The 17,696-nt window shown below is 68.3% G+C and carries 17 protein-coding genes; 6 read left to right on the top strand and 11 right to left on the bottom strand.

Going from position 1 to position 17,696, the window contains the following annotated elements; all coding sequences use genetic code 11:
* Positions 1–85: 85 nt before the first annotated feature.
* Entirely contained in the window at positions 86–481 is a 396-nt protein-coding gene (locus QTI05_RS13550) for a hypothetical protein (RefSeq protein WP_286539117.1), read from the bottom strand.
* A 125-nt stretch (positions 482–606) separates the two neighbouring features.
* Positions 607–1,467 carry a TatD family hydrolase gene (locus QTI05_RS13545; protein WP_286621746.1) on the bottom strand — a complete coding sequence of 287 codons (861 nt, stop codon included), beginning with the start codon at positions 1,465–1,467 and terminating at the stop codon, positions 607–609.
* 89 nt (positions 1,468–1,556) lie between these two features.
* Here QTI05_RS13545 and QTI05_RS13540 point away from each other — a divergent pair, with 89 nt between their 5' ends.
* Genes QTI05_RS13540 through QTI05_RS13520 form a run of 5 tightly spaced genes read left to right on the top strand, consistent with a single transcriptional unit; the run spans position 1,557 to position 6,360 of the window.
* A complete protein-coding gene (locus QTI05_RS13540) occupies positions 1,557–2,531 on the top strand; it encodes a S1C family serine protease (protein WP_286539119.1) in 975 nt (324 codons plus the stop codon).
* Between the two features lie 34 nt (positions 2,532–2,565).
* A complete protein-coding gene (locus tag QTI05_RS13535) occupies positions 2,566–3,573 on the top strand; it encodes an AAA family ATPase (RefSeq protein ID WP_286621744.1) in 1,008 nt (335 codons plus the stop codon).
* On the top strand, positions 3,554–4,540 hold the full coding sequence (locus QTI05_RS13530; RefSeq protein ID WP_286621742.1) for a DUF58 domain-containing protein: 987 nt from the start codon (positions 3,554–3,556) through the stop codon (positions 4,538–4,540). Before QTI05_RS13535 ends, QTI05_RS13530 begins: the two co-directional genes overlap by 20 nt.
* Positions 4,537–5,577, top strand: coding sequence for a VWA domain-containing protein (locus QTI05_RS13525; protein WP_286539122.1), 1,041 nt, complete (start codon positions 4,537–4,539; stop codon positions 5,575–5,577). Before QTI05_RS13530 ends, QTI05_RS13525 begins: the two co-directional genes overlap by 4 nt.
* 24 nt (positions 5,578–5,601) lie before the next feature.
* Positions 5,602–6,360 (top strand): SDR family NAD(P)-dependent oxidoreductase, encoded by a 759-nt coding sequence (locus QTI05_RS13520; RefSeq protein ID WP_286539123.1) that lies wholly within the window; start codon positions 5,602–5,604, stop codon positions 6,358–6,360.
* On the opposite strand, the gene QTI05_RS13515 is transcribed toward QTI05_RS13520, so the two are convergent.
* From QTI05_RS13515 to QTI05_RS13475, 9 genes are all read right to left on the bottom strand, one after another.
* Positions 6,361–7,824 carry an N-acyl-D-amino-acid deacylase family protein gene (locus QTI05_RS13515; protein WP_286621741.1) on the bottom strand — a complete coding sequence of 488 codons (1,464 nt, stop codon included), beginning with the start codon at positions 7,822–7,824 and terminating at the stop codon, positions 6,361–6,363.
* Entirely contained in the window at positions 7,821–8,726 is a 906-nt protein-coding gene (locus QTI05_RS13510; protein ID WP_286539125.1) for a MurR/RpiR family transcriptional regulator, read from the bottom strand. Before QTI05_RS13510 ends, QTI05_RS13515 begins: the two co-directional genes overlap by 4 nt.
* 8 nt (positions 8,727–8,734) lie before the next feature.
* Entirely contained in the window at positions 8,735–10,036 is a 1,302-nt protein-coding gene (locus QTI05_RS13505; protein WP_444812901.1) for an amino acid deaminase, read from the bottom strand.
* Positions 10,037–10,041: 5 nt separating this feature from the next.
* Positions 10,042–11,025, bottom strand: a complete 984-nt coding sequence (locus QTI05_RS13500) for an ABC transporter ATP-binding protein (protein ID WP_444812900.1) — start codon at positions 11,023–11,025, stop codon at positions 10,042–10,044.
* On the bottom strand, positions 11,022–12,059 hold the full coding sequence (locus QTI05_RS13495; RefSeq protein ID WP_286621738.1) for an ABC transporter ATP-binding protein: 1,038 nt from the start codon (positions 12,057–12,059) through the stop codon (positions 11,022–11,024). The genes QTI05_RS13500 and QTI05_RS13495 overlap by 4 nt, the downstream gene beginning before the upstream one ends.
* A 340-nt stretch (positions 12,060–12,399) precedes the next feature.
* Positions 12,400–13,239, bottom strand: a complete 840-nt coding sequence (locus QTI05_RS13490; protein ID WP_286539128.1) for an ABC transporter permease — start codon at positions 13,237–13,239, stop codon at positions 12,400–12,402.
* A 2-nt stretch (positions 13,240–13,241) separates the two neighbouring features.
* Positions 13,242–14,183 carry an ABC transporter permease gene (locus tag QTI05_RS13485; RefSeq protein WP_286621735.1) on the bottom strand — a complete coding sequence of 314 codons (942 nt, stop codon included), beginning with the start codon at positions 14,181–14,183 and terminating at the stop codon, positions 13,242–13,244.
* Between the two features lie 134 nt (positions 14,184–14,317).
* The gene (locus tag QTI05_RS13480; protein WP_286621732.1) at positions 14,318–15,574 is read right to left on the bottom strand and encodes a lactonase family protein; all 1,257 of its coding nucleotides are present in this window, start codon (positions 15,572–15,574) and stop codon (positions 14,318–14,320) included.
* Between the two features lie 14 nt (positions 15,575–15,588).
* The gene (locus tag QTI05_RS13475) at positions 15,589–17,130 is read right to left on the bottom strand and encodes an ABC transporter substrate-binding protein (protein ID WP_286621730.1); all 1,542 of its coding nucleotides are present in this window, start codon (positions 17,128–17,130) and stop codon (positions 15,589–15,591) included.
* 151 nt (positions 17,131–17,281) lie between these two features.
* Here QTI05_RS13475 and QTI05_RS13470 point away from each other — a divergent pair, with 151 nt between their 5' ends.
* A complete protein-coding gene (locus tag QTI05_RS13470; protein ID WP_286539132.1) occupies positions 17,282–17,671 on the top strand; it encodes a RidA family protein in 390 nt (129 codons plus the stop codon).
* Positions 17,672–17,696 lie beyond the last annotated feature (25 nt).

Below are 17,696 nucleotides of genomic sequence, written 5' to 3'. Positions count from 1 at the left end.
GGATTCTGGGCCCGGCCTGAGACCAAGGCCCGCGCCATGAAAAAACCCGCCGAGGCGGGTTTTTTGTGGCCGGCCTGAAAAAAGCTCAGGGCTTCTTGGCGGCTTCGTTCTGTGCGGTGCCGGGGATCTTCTCGCCGATCTTGTCGCCCACGGCACGGGTTCCGTCGGCCGCCTTCGTGGCCGTGTTTTCGGTGGCAGTCGCCGCCTTGCTCACGCCGCTCTTGGTGGCTGCCACGGCCTTCTTGGTGCCGCTCTTGGTCGCGTTGTAGGCCTTCTTCGTGGTCTTCTTGGTGGCGGTGTAGGCCTTCTTGGCGCCGGTCTCGGTGGCGACGACGGCTTCCTTGCCGGCTTCCTTCACCTTTTCGGTGGTGGTGGGCTGCGGTGCGGCGGGCGCGGTGGTTTGGGCGGTGGCCGACAGGCCGATCGAGGCAAAGGCCAGCGCGAGCACGGCAGGGACGGTACGGATGAACTTGACGGTCATGAGGAAAGCTCCTGTAAGAGTTGGAGTGACGGAGTTGCCACTGGACAGGCAACGGGTCGCCATGCCGAAAGGATGACACCAAACCAGGGCGCTGCCGCCGCGTCGCCGCAGGTCGGGCAGTTCGCCTACGCGGGTGCCGGGAAGCTCTCCGACATGTCGACCAGCGCCGCGAGCCGTGGCAGCGCAGCGAGCGCATTGCGTGTGGTCATGCGCGCCAGTGCGTCGACATCGACACCCCGCAATGCGGCCAGCACACCGGCGATGCGCGGCAGTTCGCCCGGCTCGTTGCGGCCTTGCGGCTGGCCGGCTGCACGCTCCTCCTGCGTGCGGTAGAGCCAATGCGGCGGAATGTCGGGCGCGTCGGTTTCGAGCACGATCGCATCGTCGGGCAGGCTCGCGGCAAGCCGGCGCAACTGCAACGCGCGCTCGAAGGTCACCGCGCCGCCAAAGCCGAGCTTGAGGCCGAGTTGCAAGCAGGCACCAGCCTGCTGCTCGCTGCCGTTGAACGCATGCGCAATGCCGTGCCAGGCCGTGCTGCCGCCGACCTGGCGCAGATGCTTGAGCACCTGGTCGACCGAGCGCCGCACATGGATGACGACCGGCAAGCGGTGTTGGCGCGCCAGCTGCAGCTGGGCGTGAAAGAAATGCGCCTGCTTCTCGGCGTCGAGGCCGGCCACGAAGAAGTCGAGCCCGATCTCGCCGACCGCCACCAGCCGCGGATCGCCGTGCCGCATTTCGAGTTCGGCCGCGAGCGTCTGCAGATCGGCTTCGGTCGCCTCGCCGGTGCACAACGGGTGGATGCCGAGCGCATAGGCATCGCGCTGGCGGTGCGCAAGTTCGCGCACGCTGTCGAAGTTGAAGGCGGCCACGGCCGGGATGACACAAATAGCTACGTTCGCGCGTGCGGCGCGGGCTCGCACGTCGGGCATTTCGGCTCCGAATTCGGGCGCATCGAGGTGGCAGTGGGTGTCGATGTAGGCAGCCATCGGCGCATGATGCCCGAAGGCATGCACGAGGGTAAAAAGCGTGCTACCGTGACTTCTTCCACGCGTCATCTTTTGCCGGAGGTGTACCGATGCGCAGGCCCGCCCTCTACAGCAGCTCGCCCCGCGCGGCGCAGTCCGCGGACGACCTGCCTGCAGCCGATGCAGCCAGTGACATTGCGCCAGCGGCGCCCGCAGCACCTGCACAGCGCTGGCAGCCGGGGCGACGCAGCTTTGCGCTGCTGCTGCTGGCGAGCGCCGGCCTGATCGGCGGCACGCTTTTCTACGGGCAGCGCCACGGCGGCCTGTCGCTCACGCAAAAAGACATCGACGCGGCTGTGCTGCGCACGCTGCAAACCAACACCCTGCCCTCTGCGGCCGCCAAGGCGGCCGAGATCATCCGGCCGTCGGTCGTGCGGGTGGTCGGCTACGGCCCCGAAAAGGCCACGCCCGAAGCCAAGACCGAAAAGCGCGGCCGCAATCTGGCCAAGGGCAAGCCGCCCGAGGCACCCGCGCCGCCCGGCGAGGTGGAACGCGGCGTCGGCACCGGCGTGGTCATCATCGACAAGGGCGTGATCCTCACCAACCTGCACGTCGTGGCCGGTGCCGAGAAGATCAAGGTCACTTTCTACGACGGCCTGGAGGCGGACGCCACCATCATCAACGTGCAGCCCGAAAACGATCTGGCGGTGCTGCAGGCGAAAAAGATTCCGGACGACCTGATCGCGGCCAGCATGCGCTCCACCGACGGCCTGCAATCGGGCGACCAGGTGGTGGCGGTCGGCTTTCCGTTCGGCATCGGCCCGTCGGTGTCGTCGGGCGTGGTGTCGGGCCTCAAGCGCGCGTTCCGCTCGCCCGAAGGCAAGCAGGAGTTGAGCAACCTGATCCAGTTCGACGCCGCCGCCAACCCCGGCAACTCTGGCGGCCCATTGGTCAACATGGACGGCGAGGTGCTCGGCATCGTGACCGCCATCCTGAACCCGACGCAGGCGCGCACCTTCATCGGCATCGGTTTTGCAGTGCCGATCGAGAACGCGGCTTCGGCCGTCGGCACGCCGCCCTTCTGAACCCACGTTTCGAACCCACCGAAAGACCAGCAGCATGAGCACAGAGAACGCGTCCGCCGCGGCCACCGCCGAATTGATGGAACAGATCCTCTACCAGGTCAAGCGCGTGGTGGTGGGGCAAGACCGCTTTCTGGAGCGCGTGATGGTCGCGATGCTGGCCGGCGGCCATCTGCTGGTGGAAGGCGTGCCGGGGCTGGCCAAGACCCTCACCATCAAGACGCTGGCCGATACCGTGCAGGGCCGGTTCAAGCGCATCCAGTTCACGCCCGACCTGGTGCCGGCCGATCTGGTGGGCACGCGCATCTACAACCAGAAAACCGGCGATTTCAGCACCGCGCTCGGCCCGGTGTTCGCCAACCTGCTGCTGGCCGACGAAATCAACCGCGCGCCGGCCAAGGTGCAGAGCGCGCTGCTCGAGGTGATGCAGGAGCGCCAGGTGACCATCGCCGGCGAAACGCACAAGGTGCCGCGGCCGTTCCTGGTAATGGCAACGCAGAACCCGATCGAAACCGAAGGCACCTACCCGCTGCCCGAAGCGCAGGTCGACCGCTTCATGATGAAGGTGCTGGTCGACTACCCGAGCGACGAGGAAGAGTTCGTCATCGTCGAGCGCGTGATCGGCCCGCCGGTCACGGCCAGCCCGGTTGCCACCACCGACCAGCTCGGCATGCTGCAGGCCGAAGCGCGGCGCATCTACGTCGACCCGTCGCTGATCCAGTACGCAGTCAAGCTGGTGTCGGCCACGCGCAATCCCGAGAAGCACGGCCTGAAGGACATGCGCCGCTTCATCACCTTCGGCGCCAGCCCGCGCGCCAGCATCAACCTGACCGAAGGCGCACGCGCACTGGCGCTGCTGCGCGGCCGCAGCTATGCATTGCCCGAAGACATGACGGCGCTGGTGCCGGATGTGCTGCGGCACCGTGTCACGCTGTCTTACGAAGGCCTGTCGGAAGGCCTCACGCCGGACGGTCTGATCGACAGGATCATGCGGGCCGTGCCCGCGCCACCGAAGCCGCTCGACCATGAAAAGCTGGTGGCGTAGGCAACCCCCTTCCGCAGACGTCGCGGCCAACGATGCGTTGCCGCCGATGGGCGCCGAGCGCGCGCTGCGCCGGCTCGAGTGGACGGTCATCCGCCGGCTCGACGGCCTGCTGCAGGGCGACTACCGCACGCTGATGCGCGGCACCGGGCTGGATCTGGCTGACCTGCGCGAATACCAGCACCACGACGACGTCCGGCACATCGACTGGAACGTCACCGCGCGGCTGCAGGTGCCGCACGTGCGGGTGTTCACCGAAGACCGCGAGATGGCGGCCTGGTTCGTGCTCGACCTGAGCCGTTCGGTCGACTTCGGCTCCGGCCTCAGGGCCAAGCGCGAGATCTCGGCCGGCTTCGTCGGCGTGCTGGCCCGGCTGCTCACGCGGCATGGCAACCGCGTCGGCGCGCTGGTCTACGGTAACGACCTCGAAGCGGTGATTCCGCCGCGCAGCGGGCGCCGCCATGTGCTGCACCTGCTGCACTCGATGGAGCGCCGCGCGGCCGCACTGCGTCCCGGCCGGGGCATGACGCGGCTGGCCGACCTGCTTCAGTCGGCCGCCATGCTGATGCCACGCCGCTCCACCGTGTTCGTGGTGTCCGATTTTCTGAGCGAGCCCGGCTGGGAAACGCCGCTGGGCCTGCTGGCGCAGCGGCACGAGGTGGTGGCGGTGCGGCTGTACGACCCGCTCGAGCTCGAACTGCCTGACCTCGGCCTGGTGCCGCTGACCGATGCCGAAACCGGCGAACAGCTCTGGGTCGACACGCATGACGCCGGCTTCCGCAAGCGCTTCGCGCGCCTGGCGGCCGAGCGCGAAGCCACCCTGCGTGCTGCGCTGGCCAGGGCCGGTGTCGATGCGCTGGAACTCTCGACCGCGGACGACCTGGTCGAGTCGATCGTGCGCTTTGCCGACATGCGCAAGCGCCGCGTGCGCGCCGGCAGCGCGGCCAACCTGAAAGCGGTGGCAGCATGAATTTTCTCTGGCCCCAGTTCCTCTGGCTCCTGCTCGCGCTGCCGCTGCTGGTGCTGATGTATGTCTGGCTGATGCGGCGCAAGAAAAAGCTGGCGCTGCGCTACGCCAGCCTGTCGATCGTGCGCGAAGCCATGGGCGCCGGCCAGAGCGTGCGCCGCCACATTCCGCCCTTGCTGTTCCTCCTTGCCATGGCGGCGCTGCTCGTCGCGGCCGCCCGGCCCATGGCCGTGGTGCTGCTGCCGACCAACCAGCAGACCATCATCCTGGCGATGGACGTGTCGGGCAGCATGCGCGCAACCGACGTGCAGCCGAACCGCCTGGTGGCGGCGCAGGAAGCGGCCAAGGGCTTCATCAAGGACTTGCCGCGCAACGTGAAGGTCGGCATCGTCGCCTTTGCCGGCAGCGCCACGGTGGCGCAGTTGCCGACGGTGAACCGCGACGACCTGGTGACCGCCATCGACGCGTTCCAGCTGCAGCGCGCCACCGCCACCGGCAACGCGATCGTGGTGTCGCTCGCAGCGCTGTTCCCGGACGCCGGCATCGACGTTTCGCAGTTCGGTCCGCAGAACCGCCAGCGCGGCGTGGCGATCGAGCAGGCCGGCAAGGGCGGCCCCAAGGAGTTCACGCCGGTGGCACCGGGCTCCTACACCTCGGCCGCGATCATCATGCTGACCGACGGCCAGCGCACCACCGGCGTCGACCCGCTCGACGCGGCCAAGGCGGCGGCCGACCGCGGCGTGCGCGTCTACACGGTCGGCATCGGCACGGTCGATGGCGAGACCATCGGTTTCGAAGGCTGGTCGATGCGCGTGCGGCTCGACGAAGAAGCGCTCAAGGCGGTGGCCAACAAGACCCAGGCCGAGTACTACTACGCCGGGTCGGCGGACGACCTCAAGAAGGTCTACTCCACCCTGAGCTCCCGCCTGACCGTCGAGAAGAAGGAAACCGAAGTCTCGGCGCTGTTTGCCCTCGGCGCCGCCGTTCTGGTGCTGCTGTCGGCCGGGCTCTCGCTGTTCTGGTTCAACAGAATTCTGTAGGTCGCCTCCAGGCTGCACGCACCGATGTTCAATCTTGAAGGCAAGGTCGCGCTGGTCACCGGCGGCAACGGGGGCATCGGCCTTGGCATGGCAGAAGGCCTGGCGCAGGCCGGGGCGCGCGTGGTAATCGCGGCGCGCAATGCGCAGAAGTCGGCGGCGGCGGTCGATGCGCTCAAGGCGCTCGGCAGCGATGCGTTCGCGCTCGCGGCGGACGTGACCGACGAGGCTGCGGTCACCGCCCTGTTCGCGCAACTGGCCGAGCGGTGCGGCCGGCTCGACATCCTCGTCAACAACGCCGGCATCAATGTGCGCAAGCCGCCAGACCAGCTCTCGCTGGCCGAGTGGCATCAGGTGATGGACACCAACCTCACCAGCGCCTTCCTGTGCTGCCGCGCCGCATACCCGCAGCTCAAGGCTGCGGGCGGCGGCAAGATCATCAATATCGGCTCGATGATGTCGATCTTCGGCGCGTCGTTCGCGCCGGTCTACAGCGCCAGCAAAGGCGGCATCGTGCAGCTCACCAAGTCGATGGCGGTCGCCTGGGCCGTCGACAACATCCAGGTCAACGCGGTGCTGCCGGGCTGGATCCAGACCGCCCTGACCGACAACGCCCGCACCCAGGTTCCTGGCCTGCACGAACGCGTGATCGCGCGCACCGCGGCCGGCCGCTGGGGCCAGCCGAAGGATCTGGCCGGCATCGCGGTGTTCCTCGCCAGCGCGGCGTCGGACTTTCTGACCGGCACCGCGATACCGGTCGACGGCGGCTATTCGATCGCAGGCTGATCAGGCTGCGCCAGCGCGCGTCAGCATGCGCCCGGCCCGCGCCAGCACGCGCGCCTCGCCGCCGCGGTAGGCGCACGCTCCGTTGACGAACACCTGCACGATGCCTTCGCTGACGCCGTGCGGCTGATCGTAGGTGGCGGTGTCGCGCACGGTCTCGGGGTCGAACACCACCACATCGGCCATGGCGCCGACGCGCAGCAGGCCCCGGTCGGCGATGCGCAGATTGCGCGCGGTCATGCCGGTCATCTTGTGGATGGCCTGCTCGAGCGTGAACAGGCGGCGCTCGCGCCAGTAGCGCGCCAGCACGCGCGGGAACGCGCCCCACAGGCGCGGATGCGGATGCCGGTCGTGCGGCAGGCCATCGCTGCCGATCATCGTGAGCGGATGTGCGATGACGCGCTCCACGTCCTCCTCCTGCATCTGGAAGTAGCAGGCGCCGCCCGGTTGCAGGCGCCGGCAGGCTTCCTTCTGGTCGACGCTCCATTCGGCGGCGATGTCGGACAGCAGGCGGCCGGTCATGCCGGGGTGCGGATCCGACCAGGTCAGCAGCACATCGATCACGCCGTCGACCAGGTCTTCGCGCAGCACGGTCGAGCCGGCAACATAGGGATAGACGTCCATCGCGATGGGCTGGCGCTGCGCCAGCGCTTCGATCAGCGGCAGCGTCTCTTTCGTGCGGCCCCAGTTGGCCGGGCCGGCGCATTTGTGGTGCGAGATGACGAGCGGCACGCCGGCGCCGAACGCCGTGTCGCCGGCCTCGTGCAGCGCCTCGATGATGGCCGCCATTTCGCTGCGCAGGTGCGTCGCGTAGACGCCACCGTGGCGCGCGACGATGCGTGCAAGCGCCGTGACCTCCTCGGCCGGCGCCTGGAATGCCTCTTCGTAGAACAGGCCCGAAGAAAGCCCGTGCGCGCCCTCGGCCATGCAGGCATCGAGCAGCGCGGCCATGTGCGCGGCCTCGTCGGCGTTGGCGGGCCGGTCGAGTGCCGCCATCGCCGCGAAGCGCAGCGTGGTGTGGCCGACCAGCGCCGCCACGTTGAGCGCAGGCTGCGCCGCATCGACCGCGGCGCGGTACGACGCCATCGACGCATGCCGGAAAGAATCGGCGCCGAGCAGCGTGAGCGGCGGCTTCGATTGCGGTGTGCGGTACGGCGCGAGCGAGATGCCGCAGTTGCCGGTGACCACGGTCGTGATGCCCTGCGAGACCTTGGGCAGGCACAGTGGGTCGCGCAGCACGATCGCGTCGTCGTGCGTGTGGACGTCGATGAAGCCGGGTGCGATGACCTTGCCGCGACAGTCGACGACATCGATGTCTTGCGCTGCCATGCCTTCGGGCAGCCGCTCGCGCAGGCCCTCGCCGAGCGCCACGATGCGGTCGCCGGCCAGCAGCACGTCGCCCGGCCAGGCCGGGCCGCCGGAACCGTCGATCACCAGTCCCGCCTCGAGCAGCACGGGCCTGCTCATGGCGCATCGCTCCCGATGCCGCCGCCATCCCAGCTCTGCAGCGGATGGGTGCTCGCATCGATGCCGTGGCGCCGGAAGGCTTCGCGCGCACGCTGCAGCCGCTGCACGGCCGGGTCGCCGCGGCGCTGCGCCACCAGCACGGTGAGGATCTCGATCATGGTGAGGTGCGCGAGGTAGGCGTCGATGCCGACATGCATCACGGCGTCGTCGGGCACCGAAAGCCCGAGCAGGAAATCGGCCTTGGCGGCCAGCGCCGTGCCGGGCCGCGTAAGCGCGACCACCTTGGCGCCCTGGCCGCGCGCGATGTCGATGGCATCGAGCAGCGACGGCATGCCGCCGACGTGCGAGATCGCGATGACCACGCCACCCGGGCGCTGCGCCGCACCCGCCACCTGCTGCAGGTGGTAGTCCGACCAGGCGTTGGCCGACAGGCCGAGCCGGAACAGGCGCGCCTGCAGGTCGCTGGCCATGAACCAGGAGGTGGCGCCGGCGCCGTACAGATCGACATGCGGCGCGGCGGCGATGGCGGCCACGGCGCCGTCGAGCACGGCCATGTCGAGCTGGTTGCGCACGCCGGACACCGAGGCGGCCGCGCTGCGCACGATCTTCGCGACCACGTCGCCGGCCGCGTCCTCGATGTTGACGCGGCGGTGCAGCGGCGAGCCGCCGAGTGCGAGTTCCTGCGCGAGCGCGAGCTTGAACTCGCGCAGGCCGGCAAAGCCGAGGTCGCGGCAGGTGCGCATGATGGTGGGCACCGAGCTGCGCGAACGCTCGGCCAGCATTTCGAAGTTCTCCTCGAGCACGCGATCCGGGTCTTCGAGGATCAGGTCGAGGATCGCCCGCCGCGTCGCCGGCGCACTGCTGCGGATCTCGGCCACGCGCTGAAGCAGGGAGAGGGTCATGGCTGCCATCAGAAGTGCATCGACACCGCGTCTGTCACACGGTAGTCGTCTTCGACCACCGGCATCCAGTGCCATTTGTCGAAGGTGGTGCAGGGGTGTGAAATGCCGAAGCCGACGCGTTCGCCGACCACCGGCGCCAGCGCCTCCTCGTCCGCATTCCAGCGCAGGTAGCCGTGCTGATCGTTCAGCGCGCTGACGTGCCAGCCCGGCGGCACGGCCGAGGTCGCCGTCGCGCCGCGGGCCGCGCGTGCGATCGGCACCGGCATCGACAGGTCGAAGGACACGTCGCGCTTGCCCATCGCGACGATCGCGAGCCCGGGCTCGGGCCGCGACTGCACCGTGGCCCACACCTCCATCGCCGCGCGCAGGCTTTCGCCGCAATCGCAGCCCAGGCGCGCGTCGATCGCCACCTGGTAGCGCTGGTAGGTGCCATGGTCGTGCGTGACGTAGCAGCCCGAGCGCAGCAGGCCGCGCACCGGCTTGCCGAGTGCGGGCGTGAGGCGGGTCGAGACGATGTCGTAGATGGCGGAGCCGCCGGCCGACACCAGCACCTCGTCGCACTCGAACCAGCCGTTGGCCACGGCTTCGCGCGCGACGGCGTCGACGCGATCCATCAGCGTGTCGGTGTAGGCACGGTCGGCCGCGCTGTCGCCGGTCGCGCCCTGCCCTTCGTAGCACTCGATGCCGACCAGCCGCACCGCGCTGCTCTCGCGCGCGCTGCGGGCCAGTTGCACCGCCTGCGCGTGCGTGCGGCAGCCGGTGCGCGCCCCTTCGATGCCCATCTCCAGCATCACCTCGAACGGCACGCTTTCCGGATGGCGCGCGGCCCAGTCGTCGATCAGCGCCAGCTGCGCCGGCGAGTCGATCAGGAACACGATGCGCAGGCCTTCGTTGGCGCTGAGCAGCCGCTGGATGCCGCCGAGGTCTTCGTCGCTCACCACCTGGTTGGCAATGAGCGTGCGGCGCGCGCCTGCGGCCACGCCGACCGCGAGCTGGGTGACCGTGGCGAAGGTGATGCCCCAGGCGCCGGCATCGAGCTGGCGGCGAAAGAGCTGTGGCGACATCGTGGTCTTGCCGTGCGGCGCGAAGTCCACGCCCCACTCGCGCACGCGCGCCTGCATCCAGGCCAGGTTGTGTTCGAGCGCCTCGCGCTTGAGCACCGCCAGCGGCAGCGGCAGGTCGCCGGCCAGCATGTTCCAGCCGGCGGCGCCGATGTCGCTGCGGCGGCGTGCCGGCTGCGTGCGCGGGTAGCCCTTGTAGCCGTTGTCCAGCAGCGGGTCGAGAAAGTCTTTCGTATTCGGTTCGGTCATGGATGTCATGCGGCAGTGTGCGCCAGGAGATCGGTGCGGATGCAGGCGCGATGATGTCCCGGCGCGATTTCGACCAGCGGCGGCACGGTCTGCGCGCAGGCTTCGATCGCGTGCGGGCAACGCGTTCGGAACACGCAGCCCGAGGGCGGCGCGATCGGGCTCGGGATGTCGCCCTTGAGCGCCACGTGCCCGGTCGGCTGCAGCGGATCGGGCTTGGGGCTCGCGGCCAGCAGCGCCTGCGTGTAGGGATGCGTCGGGCGCTCGAACAGCGCGGCCGTGGTCGCCACCTCCATCACCTTGCCGAGGTACAGCACCACGACGCGGTCGCACAGGTACTCGACCACGTCGAGGTCGTGCGAGATGAAGAGCATGGTGAGCGACAGGCGCTCGCGCAGGTCGGCCAGCAGGTTGATGACCTGCGCCTGGATCGAGACGTCGAGCGCCGACAGCGGCTCGTCGGCCACGATGAACTCGGGCTCCACCGCGAGCGCGCGCGCCACGCCGATGCGCTGGCGCTGCCCGCCCGAGAACTCGTGCGGGAAGCGGCTCGCGTGCTCGGGCCGCAGGCCCACGGTTTCGAGCAGTTCGGCGATGCGCTTGTCGCGCGCGGCGGCGCCCTTGTGCAGCCCGTGCGTGGAGAGCGCCTCGGCCAGGATCGCGCGGATGCGCATCTTCGGGTTCAGGCTCGCGTACGGATCCTGAAAGATGATCTGCAGCTTGCTGCGCAGCTTGCGCATGCGTTCGCCGGAGAACTTGCCGATGTCTTCGCCGCGGTAGAACACCTCGCCGTCGGTGCGCTCCACCAGGCGCAGCACGGTGCGGCCGATGGTGCTCTTGCCCGAACCCGACTCGCCGACGAGGCCCAGCGTTTCGCCGGCGCGGATCGCGAACGACACGTCGTCCACCGCACGCACCGGACGCGTGCCGGACCCGAAGTACTTCTTGAGGCGGCGCACTTCGATCAGGGGCGTTGCAGTCATGTCGTTCATGCAACCCTCGCCAGTTCGGCCAGGTTGAGGGATTCGGCCACGCGGATGCAGCGCGCTTCGCGACCCGGGTGCAGGGAGAGCAGCGGCGGCATCAGCTCGCGGCAGGCCGGAATGGCCAGGTCGCAGCGCGGCTCGAAGGCGCAGCCCGGCGGTGGCGCGAGCGGGCTCGAGACCTGGCCGCGGATCGCGAACAGCCGCCTGGGCCGCGGCTGGCCGGCACGCGCCGCCTTGCCCGGCAGGCAGGCCAGCAGGCCCTGCGTGTAGGGGTGCTCGGGCTGTGCGAACAGCGGCCGCACCGGCGCATGCTCGACCACGCGGCCGGCGTACATGACGACCACGTCGTCTGCATGGTGCGCGACCACGCCGAGGTTGTGCGTGATGAAGAGGATGCTCATGCCGGTTTCGGATTGCAGCCTTCGCATGAGCGCGAGGATCTGGGCCTGGATCGTGACGTCGAGTGCGGTGGTGGGCTCGTCGGCGATCAGCAGGGTCGGGTCGCAGGCCATGGCGAGCGCGATCATCACGCGCTGGCGCATGCCGCCCGAGAGCTGGTGCGGGTACTCGTGCAGGCGCTGTGCTGCTGCCGGGATCTCGACCAGGTCGAGCATGCGCAGCGCGTGGGCCAAGGCGGCCTTGTGGTCCAGGCCCTTGTGCAGGCGCACGCTTTCGGCGATCTGCTCGCCTATCTTGAAGACGGGGTTCAGGCTGGTCATGGGCTCCTGGAAGATCATCGACAGCTGGTTGCCGCGCAGCGAGCGCATCTCGCGCGCGCCCAGTGTCAGCAGGTCGACGGTCTTGCCTTCGCGTGTGACGAAAGCGGTTTCGCCACGAACCTGTGCGTTGGCTGTTTTCGGCAGCAGGCGCATCAGCGTGAGGCTGGTGACGGATTTGCCCGAGCCGGATTCGCCTACGATGGCGGTGGTCTTGCCGGGCAGGATGGAGAAGCTCACATCAGCCACCGAACGGACAAGGCCGTCTTCTGTCGGGAAGCTGGTGCTCAGGTTGTTGACGATGAGGCGGGGGGTGGTCGTCATTTCAGCGGCTCCCGCGGACGTGTTGAGTTGCCGGGTGGTTGTATTGCGGTCGGCTGTTCGGGGTGCGTGCCGAGGACACCGGGTACTCCCCTCCGCGAATGTCCCCCGCCTTCGGCTCCTCCTTTATTTCGCTGCGGGGAGCACCCGATGCCCTCGGCACGGGTGACGCTGCGTTGTGTTCGGCGATGAACCACCGCTCTGACGGATCACGCCGATGGTGTGCTCTGCGCAGCGAAATAAAGGAGGAGGCCGCAGGCCGGGGGACATTCGCGGAGCAGAGCACGCCGTCGGCGTGATCCCGCCCCGAACAAGCCCCTGTGAACTGATCAAGAAGAAGCATCTAGGCCGCCTTCTTCAACTTGGGATCAAGGAGGTCACGCACGCCGTCCCCGAGCAATTGCAGCGACAGCGCCGTCAGGATGATCGCAAGCCCCGGGAACAGCACGACCCAGAAAGCACGATCCGCGTACTGCTGGCTGCCCGCGACCATCGTGCCCCAGGTCGGGATCTCGGGCGGCACGCCGACGCCGAGGAACGACAACCCCGCCTCCGCCAGGATCGCGTAGGCGAAGATGAACGAGACCTGCACCAGGATCGGCGACATCAGGTTCGGCAGGATGTGGCGCCACAGGATGCGCGAGGTGCGCACCCCCAGTGCACGCACCGCCTCGACGAAAAGCAGCTCGCGCACCACCAGCGTGGAGGCCCGCACCACGCGGGCCACGCGCGGCGTGTACACCAGCACCAATGCCAGCACCACGTTGCCGAGCGAGGCACCGAGGATCGCGACCAGCGCGATGGCCAGCAGGATGTCGGGGAAGGACATCATCGCGTCGACCACACGCATCAGCGGCGCGTCGAGCCGGCGGAAGAAGCCGGCCACCAGGCCGATCAGCGTGCCGAACACCACCGAGCCCAATGCCGTGAGCGCCGCGATGGCCAGCGAGTAGCGCGCGCCATGCACGATGCGCGCGTACATGTCGCGGCCAAGCTCGTCGGTGCCCATCAGGTGCGCGGCGCTCGGCGCCTTGAGGCGATCCAGCACGGCCGTGTCGTTAGGGTCGGCCGATACGAACCAGGGCGCGCCAATCGCCAGCACCGCGATGACCAGCAGCACCAACGCCGAGACCATCACGATGCGCCGGTGCATCAGTTGCCGCAACATTCGAGGCATTTGCATGGTCAGACTTTCACACGGGGGTCGACGACGGCGTAGAGCAGGTCGATCGAGAAGTTGATGAGCACGTAGATCGCCGCAATGACAAGCAGCGCGCCCTGGATCACGGGGTAGTCGCGCCGCAGCACGGCGTTGACCACCAGGCTGCCGACGCCCGGCAGCCCGAACACGGTTTCGGTGACGACCGCGCCGCCGATCATCAGTGCGGCCGTGAGGCCCAGAACCGTGACGATCGGCACCAGCGCATTGCGCAGCGCGTGCTTGAGCACCACCACGGTTTCAGACAGGCCCTTGGAGCGCGCGGTGCGCACGTAGTCTTCGCCCAGCACGTCGAGCATCGATGCCCGCGTGAAGCGGATGATGAGCGCCGAGTTCAGGATGCCGAGCACCGTGGCCGGCAGGATCAGCGCGTGGATGCGCTCGGCCAGGGCCGCATCGGGTGCGCCGTAGCCCGACACCGGAAACCAGCCGAGCGACACCGCGAACAGCTGGATCAGCACGATGCCGAACCAGAAGCTCGGAATGCTCGCGCCGAGCATCGCGATGCCGGTGAAGAGCTGGTCGATCCAGCTGCCGCGGTACACCGCCGAGACGATGCCGCACGGCAGGCCGATCAGTGCGGCGATGGCCACCGCCATCAGCGACAGCAGCGTGGTCGGCTCGGCCCGCTCCCACAGCGCCTGCGTCACCGGCCGCTGCAGAAAGATCGACTGGCCCAGGTTGCCCTGCAGCACCTCGCGCAGCCAGTAGCCGAACTGCACCGGCAGGGGCTTGTCCAGGCCGTACTCCTTCTGCACGCGGGCGATGTCGGCCGCCGTGGCCTGGTCGCCGAGCAGCACCGACACTGGGTCGCCCGACGCCGCGCGCGTGAGCACGAAGACCAGCACCGCCACGATCGCGAGCACGACGACCATGCCGGCGGCGCGGGAAGCTATATAGCGAAACATGCCTCAGCGACCTCCAATGCGATATCGGGCATTGCGGGAACTGCCGCGGAACCGGCTTCGCCGGGCCGCTGGCAGTGCCCCCTGCAAGGGGGTGGGCGGCCACACGAAGTGGGCAAGCCTGGGGGTTTGCATGCTCACGCCGAGAACTCGATGGCCGATGCGCTGCCGACCGCCACGTACTGGCCGGTGAACCTGATGTCGCCCTTCTGTACGCGGAAGATCGTCACGTTGTCGCCTTGCTTGTTGTGGCACACGTAGAGGAACTTGCCGCTCGGGTCGAGCGTGCAGCTGCGCGGGTAGTTGCCGCGCGACCATTCTTCCCGCACCAGCGTGGGCGCGCCGCTGCGCGGATCGATCCTGAACAGCGAGATCGAGTCGTGCAGGCGGTTCAGCGACACGAAGTGCTGTCCATCGGGCAGCATGCGGATGCCCGAGGCGTAGCTGGTGCCCTTGAAACCGGCCGGCAGCGCCGAGGTCTCGCTCACCAGCGTCAGCACGCCGGCGTTGCCGTCGTAGCGCATGAAGGCGATGGTCGATGCCTCTTCGTTCACCAGGTACAGCCACTTGCCGTTCGGATGAAAGCAGAAGTGGCGCGCGCCGGCGCTCTCGGAGACGGCCACCGTGCTGGGCTGGCTGAGCACACCGGTGGTGCGGTCGAAGCGGTACGAGATGACGCGGTCGAGTCCGAGATCCGCCACCAGCACGAAGTTGCCACCGGGATCGCTGTGCACCATGTGCGCATGCGGGCCGTCGTGGTCGCTCGTTGCAAAGCCCTCGTGCGAGCGGGCCGCAGCCGGCACCACATCGGCGCCGGGCTTGCAGGGCGTCGCGCCGCAGGCGGTCACATCCTTGTAGACGACCGCGGCGCGGTCCGCATCGAAGCTGCCGTCGGTGCGCAGCGCGAGCACGCTGACATCGCCGCTGGCGTAGTTGGCAGTGAACAGAAAACGGCCGTCGGGATGAACGCTGATGTGCGCCGGATCCTTGCCGCCGCAAGCCATTTCCGCAACGAACGACAGCGCGCCATTCGCGCCGATGCGAAAGGCCGAGACCGAGCCGGCCTCGAACTCGTTCGCGGCATAGAGCATCGGCAGCGCCGGATGGCGCGCCAGCGACGCGGGGTTGCGCAGCTTGGCGTTGTCCCCCGTGCTCGCCACGGCAGGCGGCGCGCCGGGGATGGGCTTCAGCGCACCGGTCGTGCTGTCCACGACGAACTGGTGCACGCCGAGGCCGCGTCCGCCGCGCCAGGGCTTGCCGCCGTCGGTGTAGGTGCCGACGTAGGCGTACACGGGGCCGGACGTGGCCGCTTGCGAGATGGAGGTGGTCAGGCCCAGGGCACCCAGACCGGAAGCCAGCGCACTGGCCTGGAGGAGTTGGCGACGTGATGGCATGGCGTTGTTCCTCCTTACTTGATCTTCGCGTTCCAGAAGAACGGCCAGGTGGCAGGCTGGTAGTTGTCGAGCGCCGGGCTCTTGGCCGAGAGGCCGTTGAACTTGCCCACGTTCACGTAGGGCACCTCGGTGTAGACGACCTCCTGCACCTTGCCCCACAGCGCGCCGCGCTTGGCCGGGTTGCTTTCGACGTTGAAGGCCTGCAGCGCGGCCTTCTTGGCCGGCGTGTCCCACCAGCCGGGCGCACCGTCGCCGAGTTGCGGCGGCGAGAGCATCGGTTCCGGGAACTGGCCCGAGTGCGTGATGTAGATGTCCCACAGCTTCGAGTCGTTGCGGCGCTGCACCAGCGTGGCCCAGTCGACCACGTTCAGCTCGACCTTGAAGCCGGCGCGCTTGAGCTGCTCGGCCATCAGCAGCGCCATGTTGTAGTGGAAGTCGTACTGACGGCTGGTGAGCACGCGGATCGTCTCGCCCTTGTAGCCGGCCTTGGCGGCGGCTTCCTTGGCTTTCGGCGCGTTGCGCTGGTTGTACTGCTCGGTGCCACCGGTCGCGTAGAACGGCGAGCCCTTCGGGAAGTGGTTGCCTTCGGCCACGAAGAAGCGCGTGTCGCCGAAGCCCGCGGCCAGCATCTCGCCCTCGCCCAGCGCGATCTGGATCGCCTGGCGCACGGGCTGGCTGGCGGCCACGCCTTCCTTGGTATTCAACACGAGGTAGGGGAAGCCGAAGGCCGGCGTCATGATCGGCACCGTCTTGCCGGCCGCCTTCTCAAGCCGCGGCAATGCCTCGGTCGGCAGCAGGTCGGCAAAGTCGTACTGGCCGGCGAGCGAGCCTTCGACGCGCGTGCTGGCGTTCGGCACCGGCACGAAGCGCAGCTCTTCGATCGCCGCTTCGCGCTTGCCGCCGTAGCCGCTGGCCGGTTCCTTGCGCGCGCTGTATTTGTCGAAGCGCGTGAGCAGCACGTACTGGTCGGGCTTGCGTTCCTTGAACTTGTAGGGGCCGGTGCCGACGAAGTCTTTCAGCGGCTGCGCGATCGAATCCTTCGCCATGATGGCCGCCATGCCGCTCGGCAGTGCGAGCTGCGACAGCAGCGGTGCATAGGGTTCCTTGAGCACGATCTCGAGCGCCAGCGGGCCCTTGGCCTGGAGACTGTCGACCACCTTGGCCACGGCCTTGCCGCGCGGCGACTGCTCCATCCAGCGCTGCAGGCTGGCGACCACATCGTCGGCGTTGAGCTCGCGCCCGTTGTGCAGCATCACGCCGCGGCGCAAGGTGATCGCATAGGTCTTGCCGTCGGCCGACACCTTGGGCAGCGATTCGGCCAGCATCGGAACCACGTTCCACTTGGCGTCGAAGGTGTAGAGGGTTTCGTAGACGTGCTGCATGATCGTTCCGACCAGGTCGGCGGTCGACGCCATCGGGTCGAGCGTCTGCGGCTCGGCCACCATCGCCAGCGTGGCGAAATTGCGTGGCGCCTGCGCCTGCGCTGGCGCCGCAGCGCAGAGCGCGGCGAGCAGGGATGCGCCGAGGAAGGCGCGCTTGGAGGGTGCTGCGAGCATGAAGAAACTCCTTCGTGGGGCCGTCAGTTTGAAAAACACTTTCACAATGAGCGGACTTTGAAGCATCATTCATGCCAAATCATGGGTATTTACCCGGTGTTCCGGGTAATTTTGTGAAATAGAATTTCAATCTCTCTTCCAAGGAGTCTTCATGTCGCTCGAATTTCTTGGTGGCTCGCCCACCGCATCGGATCGCCAGGTGCGCCCGTTCTCCCCGGCCGTGCGGGCCGGCGACTTCGTCTATGTGTCGGGTCAGGTGCCTGCCAATGCCGAGGGCGAGATCGTGGTCGGCGGCATCGAGGCGCAGACGCGCCAGGTGATGGAAAACCTGAAGACCGTGCTCGCGCTGGCCGGTGCCACGCTCGACGACGTGTGCAAGACCACGGTGTGGCTGCAGGATGCGCGCGACTTCGGTGCGTTCAACCGCATCTACATGGGCTACTTCGGTGCCAACCGCCCTGCCCGCTCGACCACCGAGGCGCGCCTGATGGTCGACGCCAAGGTCGAGATCGACGTGGTGGCCTACAAGCCGAAGGCATAGCCGACGCAGAACTGGCGGAGCGCCG

The sequence above is a fragment of the Variovorax fucosicus genome (assembly GCF_030316825.1).
In the GTDB taxonomy this organism is placed as follows: domain Bacteria; phylum Pseudomonadota; class Gammaproteobacteria; order Burkholderiales; family Burkholderiaceae_C; genus Variovorax; species Variovorax fucosicus.
The sequence above is the reverse complement of the archived record's forward strand: the minus strand, read 5'-3'. Positions and strand labels throughout refer to the sequence as shown.

What these genes read in the sequence shown, in the direction of transcription:
- QTI05_RS13485 (WP_286621735.1), bottom strand. Translation starts at nt 14,183, where the DNA reads ATGTTTCGCTATATAGCTTCCCGCGCCGCCGGCATGGTCGTCGTGCTC.
- QTI05_RS13520 (WP_286539123.1), top strand. Translation starts at nt 5,602, where the DNA reads ATGTTCAATCTTGAAGGCAAGGTCGCGCTGGTCACCGGCGGCAACGGG.
- QTI05_RS13525 (WP_286539122.1), top strand. Translation starts at nt 4,537, where the DNA reads ATGAATTTTCTCTGGCCCCAGTTCCTCTGGCTCCTGCTCGCGCTGCCG.
- QTI05_RS13505 (WP_444812901.1), bottom strand. Translation starts at nt 10,036, where the DNA reads ATGACCGAACCGAATACGAAAGACTTTCTCGACCCGCTGCTGGACAAC.
- QTI05_RS13495 (WP_286621738.1), bottom strand. Translation starts at nt 12,059, where the DNA reads ATGACGACCACCCCCCGCCTCATCGTCAACAACCTGAGCACCAGCTTC.
- QTI05_RS13540 (WP_286539119.1), top strand. Translation starts at nt 1,557, where the DNA reads ATGCGCAGGCCCGCCCTCTACAGCAGCTCGCCCCGCGCGGCGCAGTCC.
- QTI05_RS13490 (WP_286539128.1), bottom strand. Translation starts at nt 13,239, where the DNA reads ATGCAAATGCCTCGAATGTTGCGGCAACTGATGCACCGGCGCATCGTG.
- QTI05_RS13475 (WP_286621730.1), bottom strand. Translation starts at nt 17,130, where the DNA reads ATGCTCGCAGCACCCTCCAAGCGCGCCTTCCTCGGCGCATCCCTGCTC.
- QTI05_RS13510 (WP_286539125.1), bottom strand. Translation starts at nt 8,726, where the DNA reads ATGACCCTCTCCCTGCTTCAGCGCGTGGCCGAGATCCGCAGCAGTGCG.
- QTI05_RS13515 (WP_286621741.1), bottom strand. Translation starts at nt 7,824, where the DNA reads ATGAGCAGGCCCGTGCTGCTCGAGGCGGGACTGGTGATCGACGGTTCC.
- QTI05_RS13500 (WP_444812900.1), bottom strand. Translation starts at nt 11,025, where the DNA reads ATGAACGACATGACTGCAACGCCCCTGATCGAAGTGCGCCGCCTCAAG.
- QTI05_RS13535 (WP_286621744.1), top strand. Translation starts at nt 2,566, where the DNA reads ATGAGCACAGAGAACGCGTCCGCCGCGGCCACCGCCGAATTGATGGAA.
- QTI05_RS13530 (WP_286621742.1), top strand. Translation starts at nt 3,554, where the DNA reads ATGAAAAGCTGGTGGCGTAGGCAACCCCCTTCCGCAGACGTCGCGGCC.
- QTI05_RS13480 (WP_286621732.1), bottom strand. Translation starts at nt 15,574, where the DNA reads ATGCCATCACGTCGCCAACTCCTCCAGGCCAGTGCGCTGGCTTCCGGT.
- QTI05_RS13470 (WP_286539132.1), top strand. Translation starts at nt 17,282, where the DNA reads ATGTCGCTCGAATTTCTTGGTGGCTCGCCCACCGCATCGGATCGCCAG.
- QTI05_RS13545 (WP_286621746.1), bottom strand. Translation starts at nt 1,467, where the DNA reads ATGGCTGCCTACATCGACACCCACTGCCACCTCGATGCGCCCGAATTC.
- QTI05_RS13550 (WP_286539117.1), bottom strand. Translation starts at nt 481, where the DNA reads ATGACCGTCAAGTTCATCCGTACCGTCCCTGCCGTGCTCGCGCTGGCC.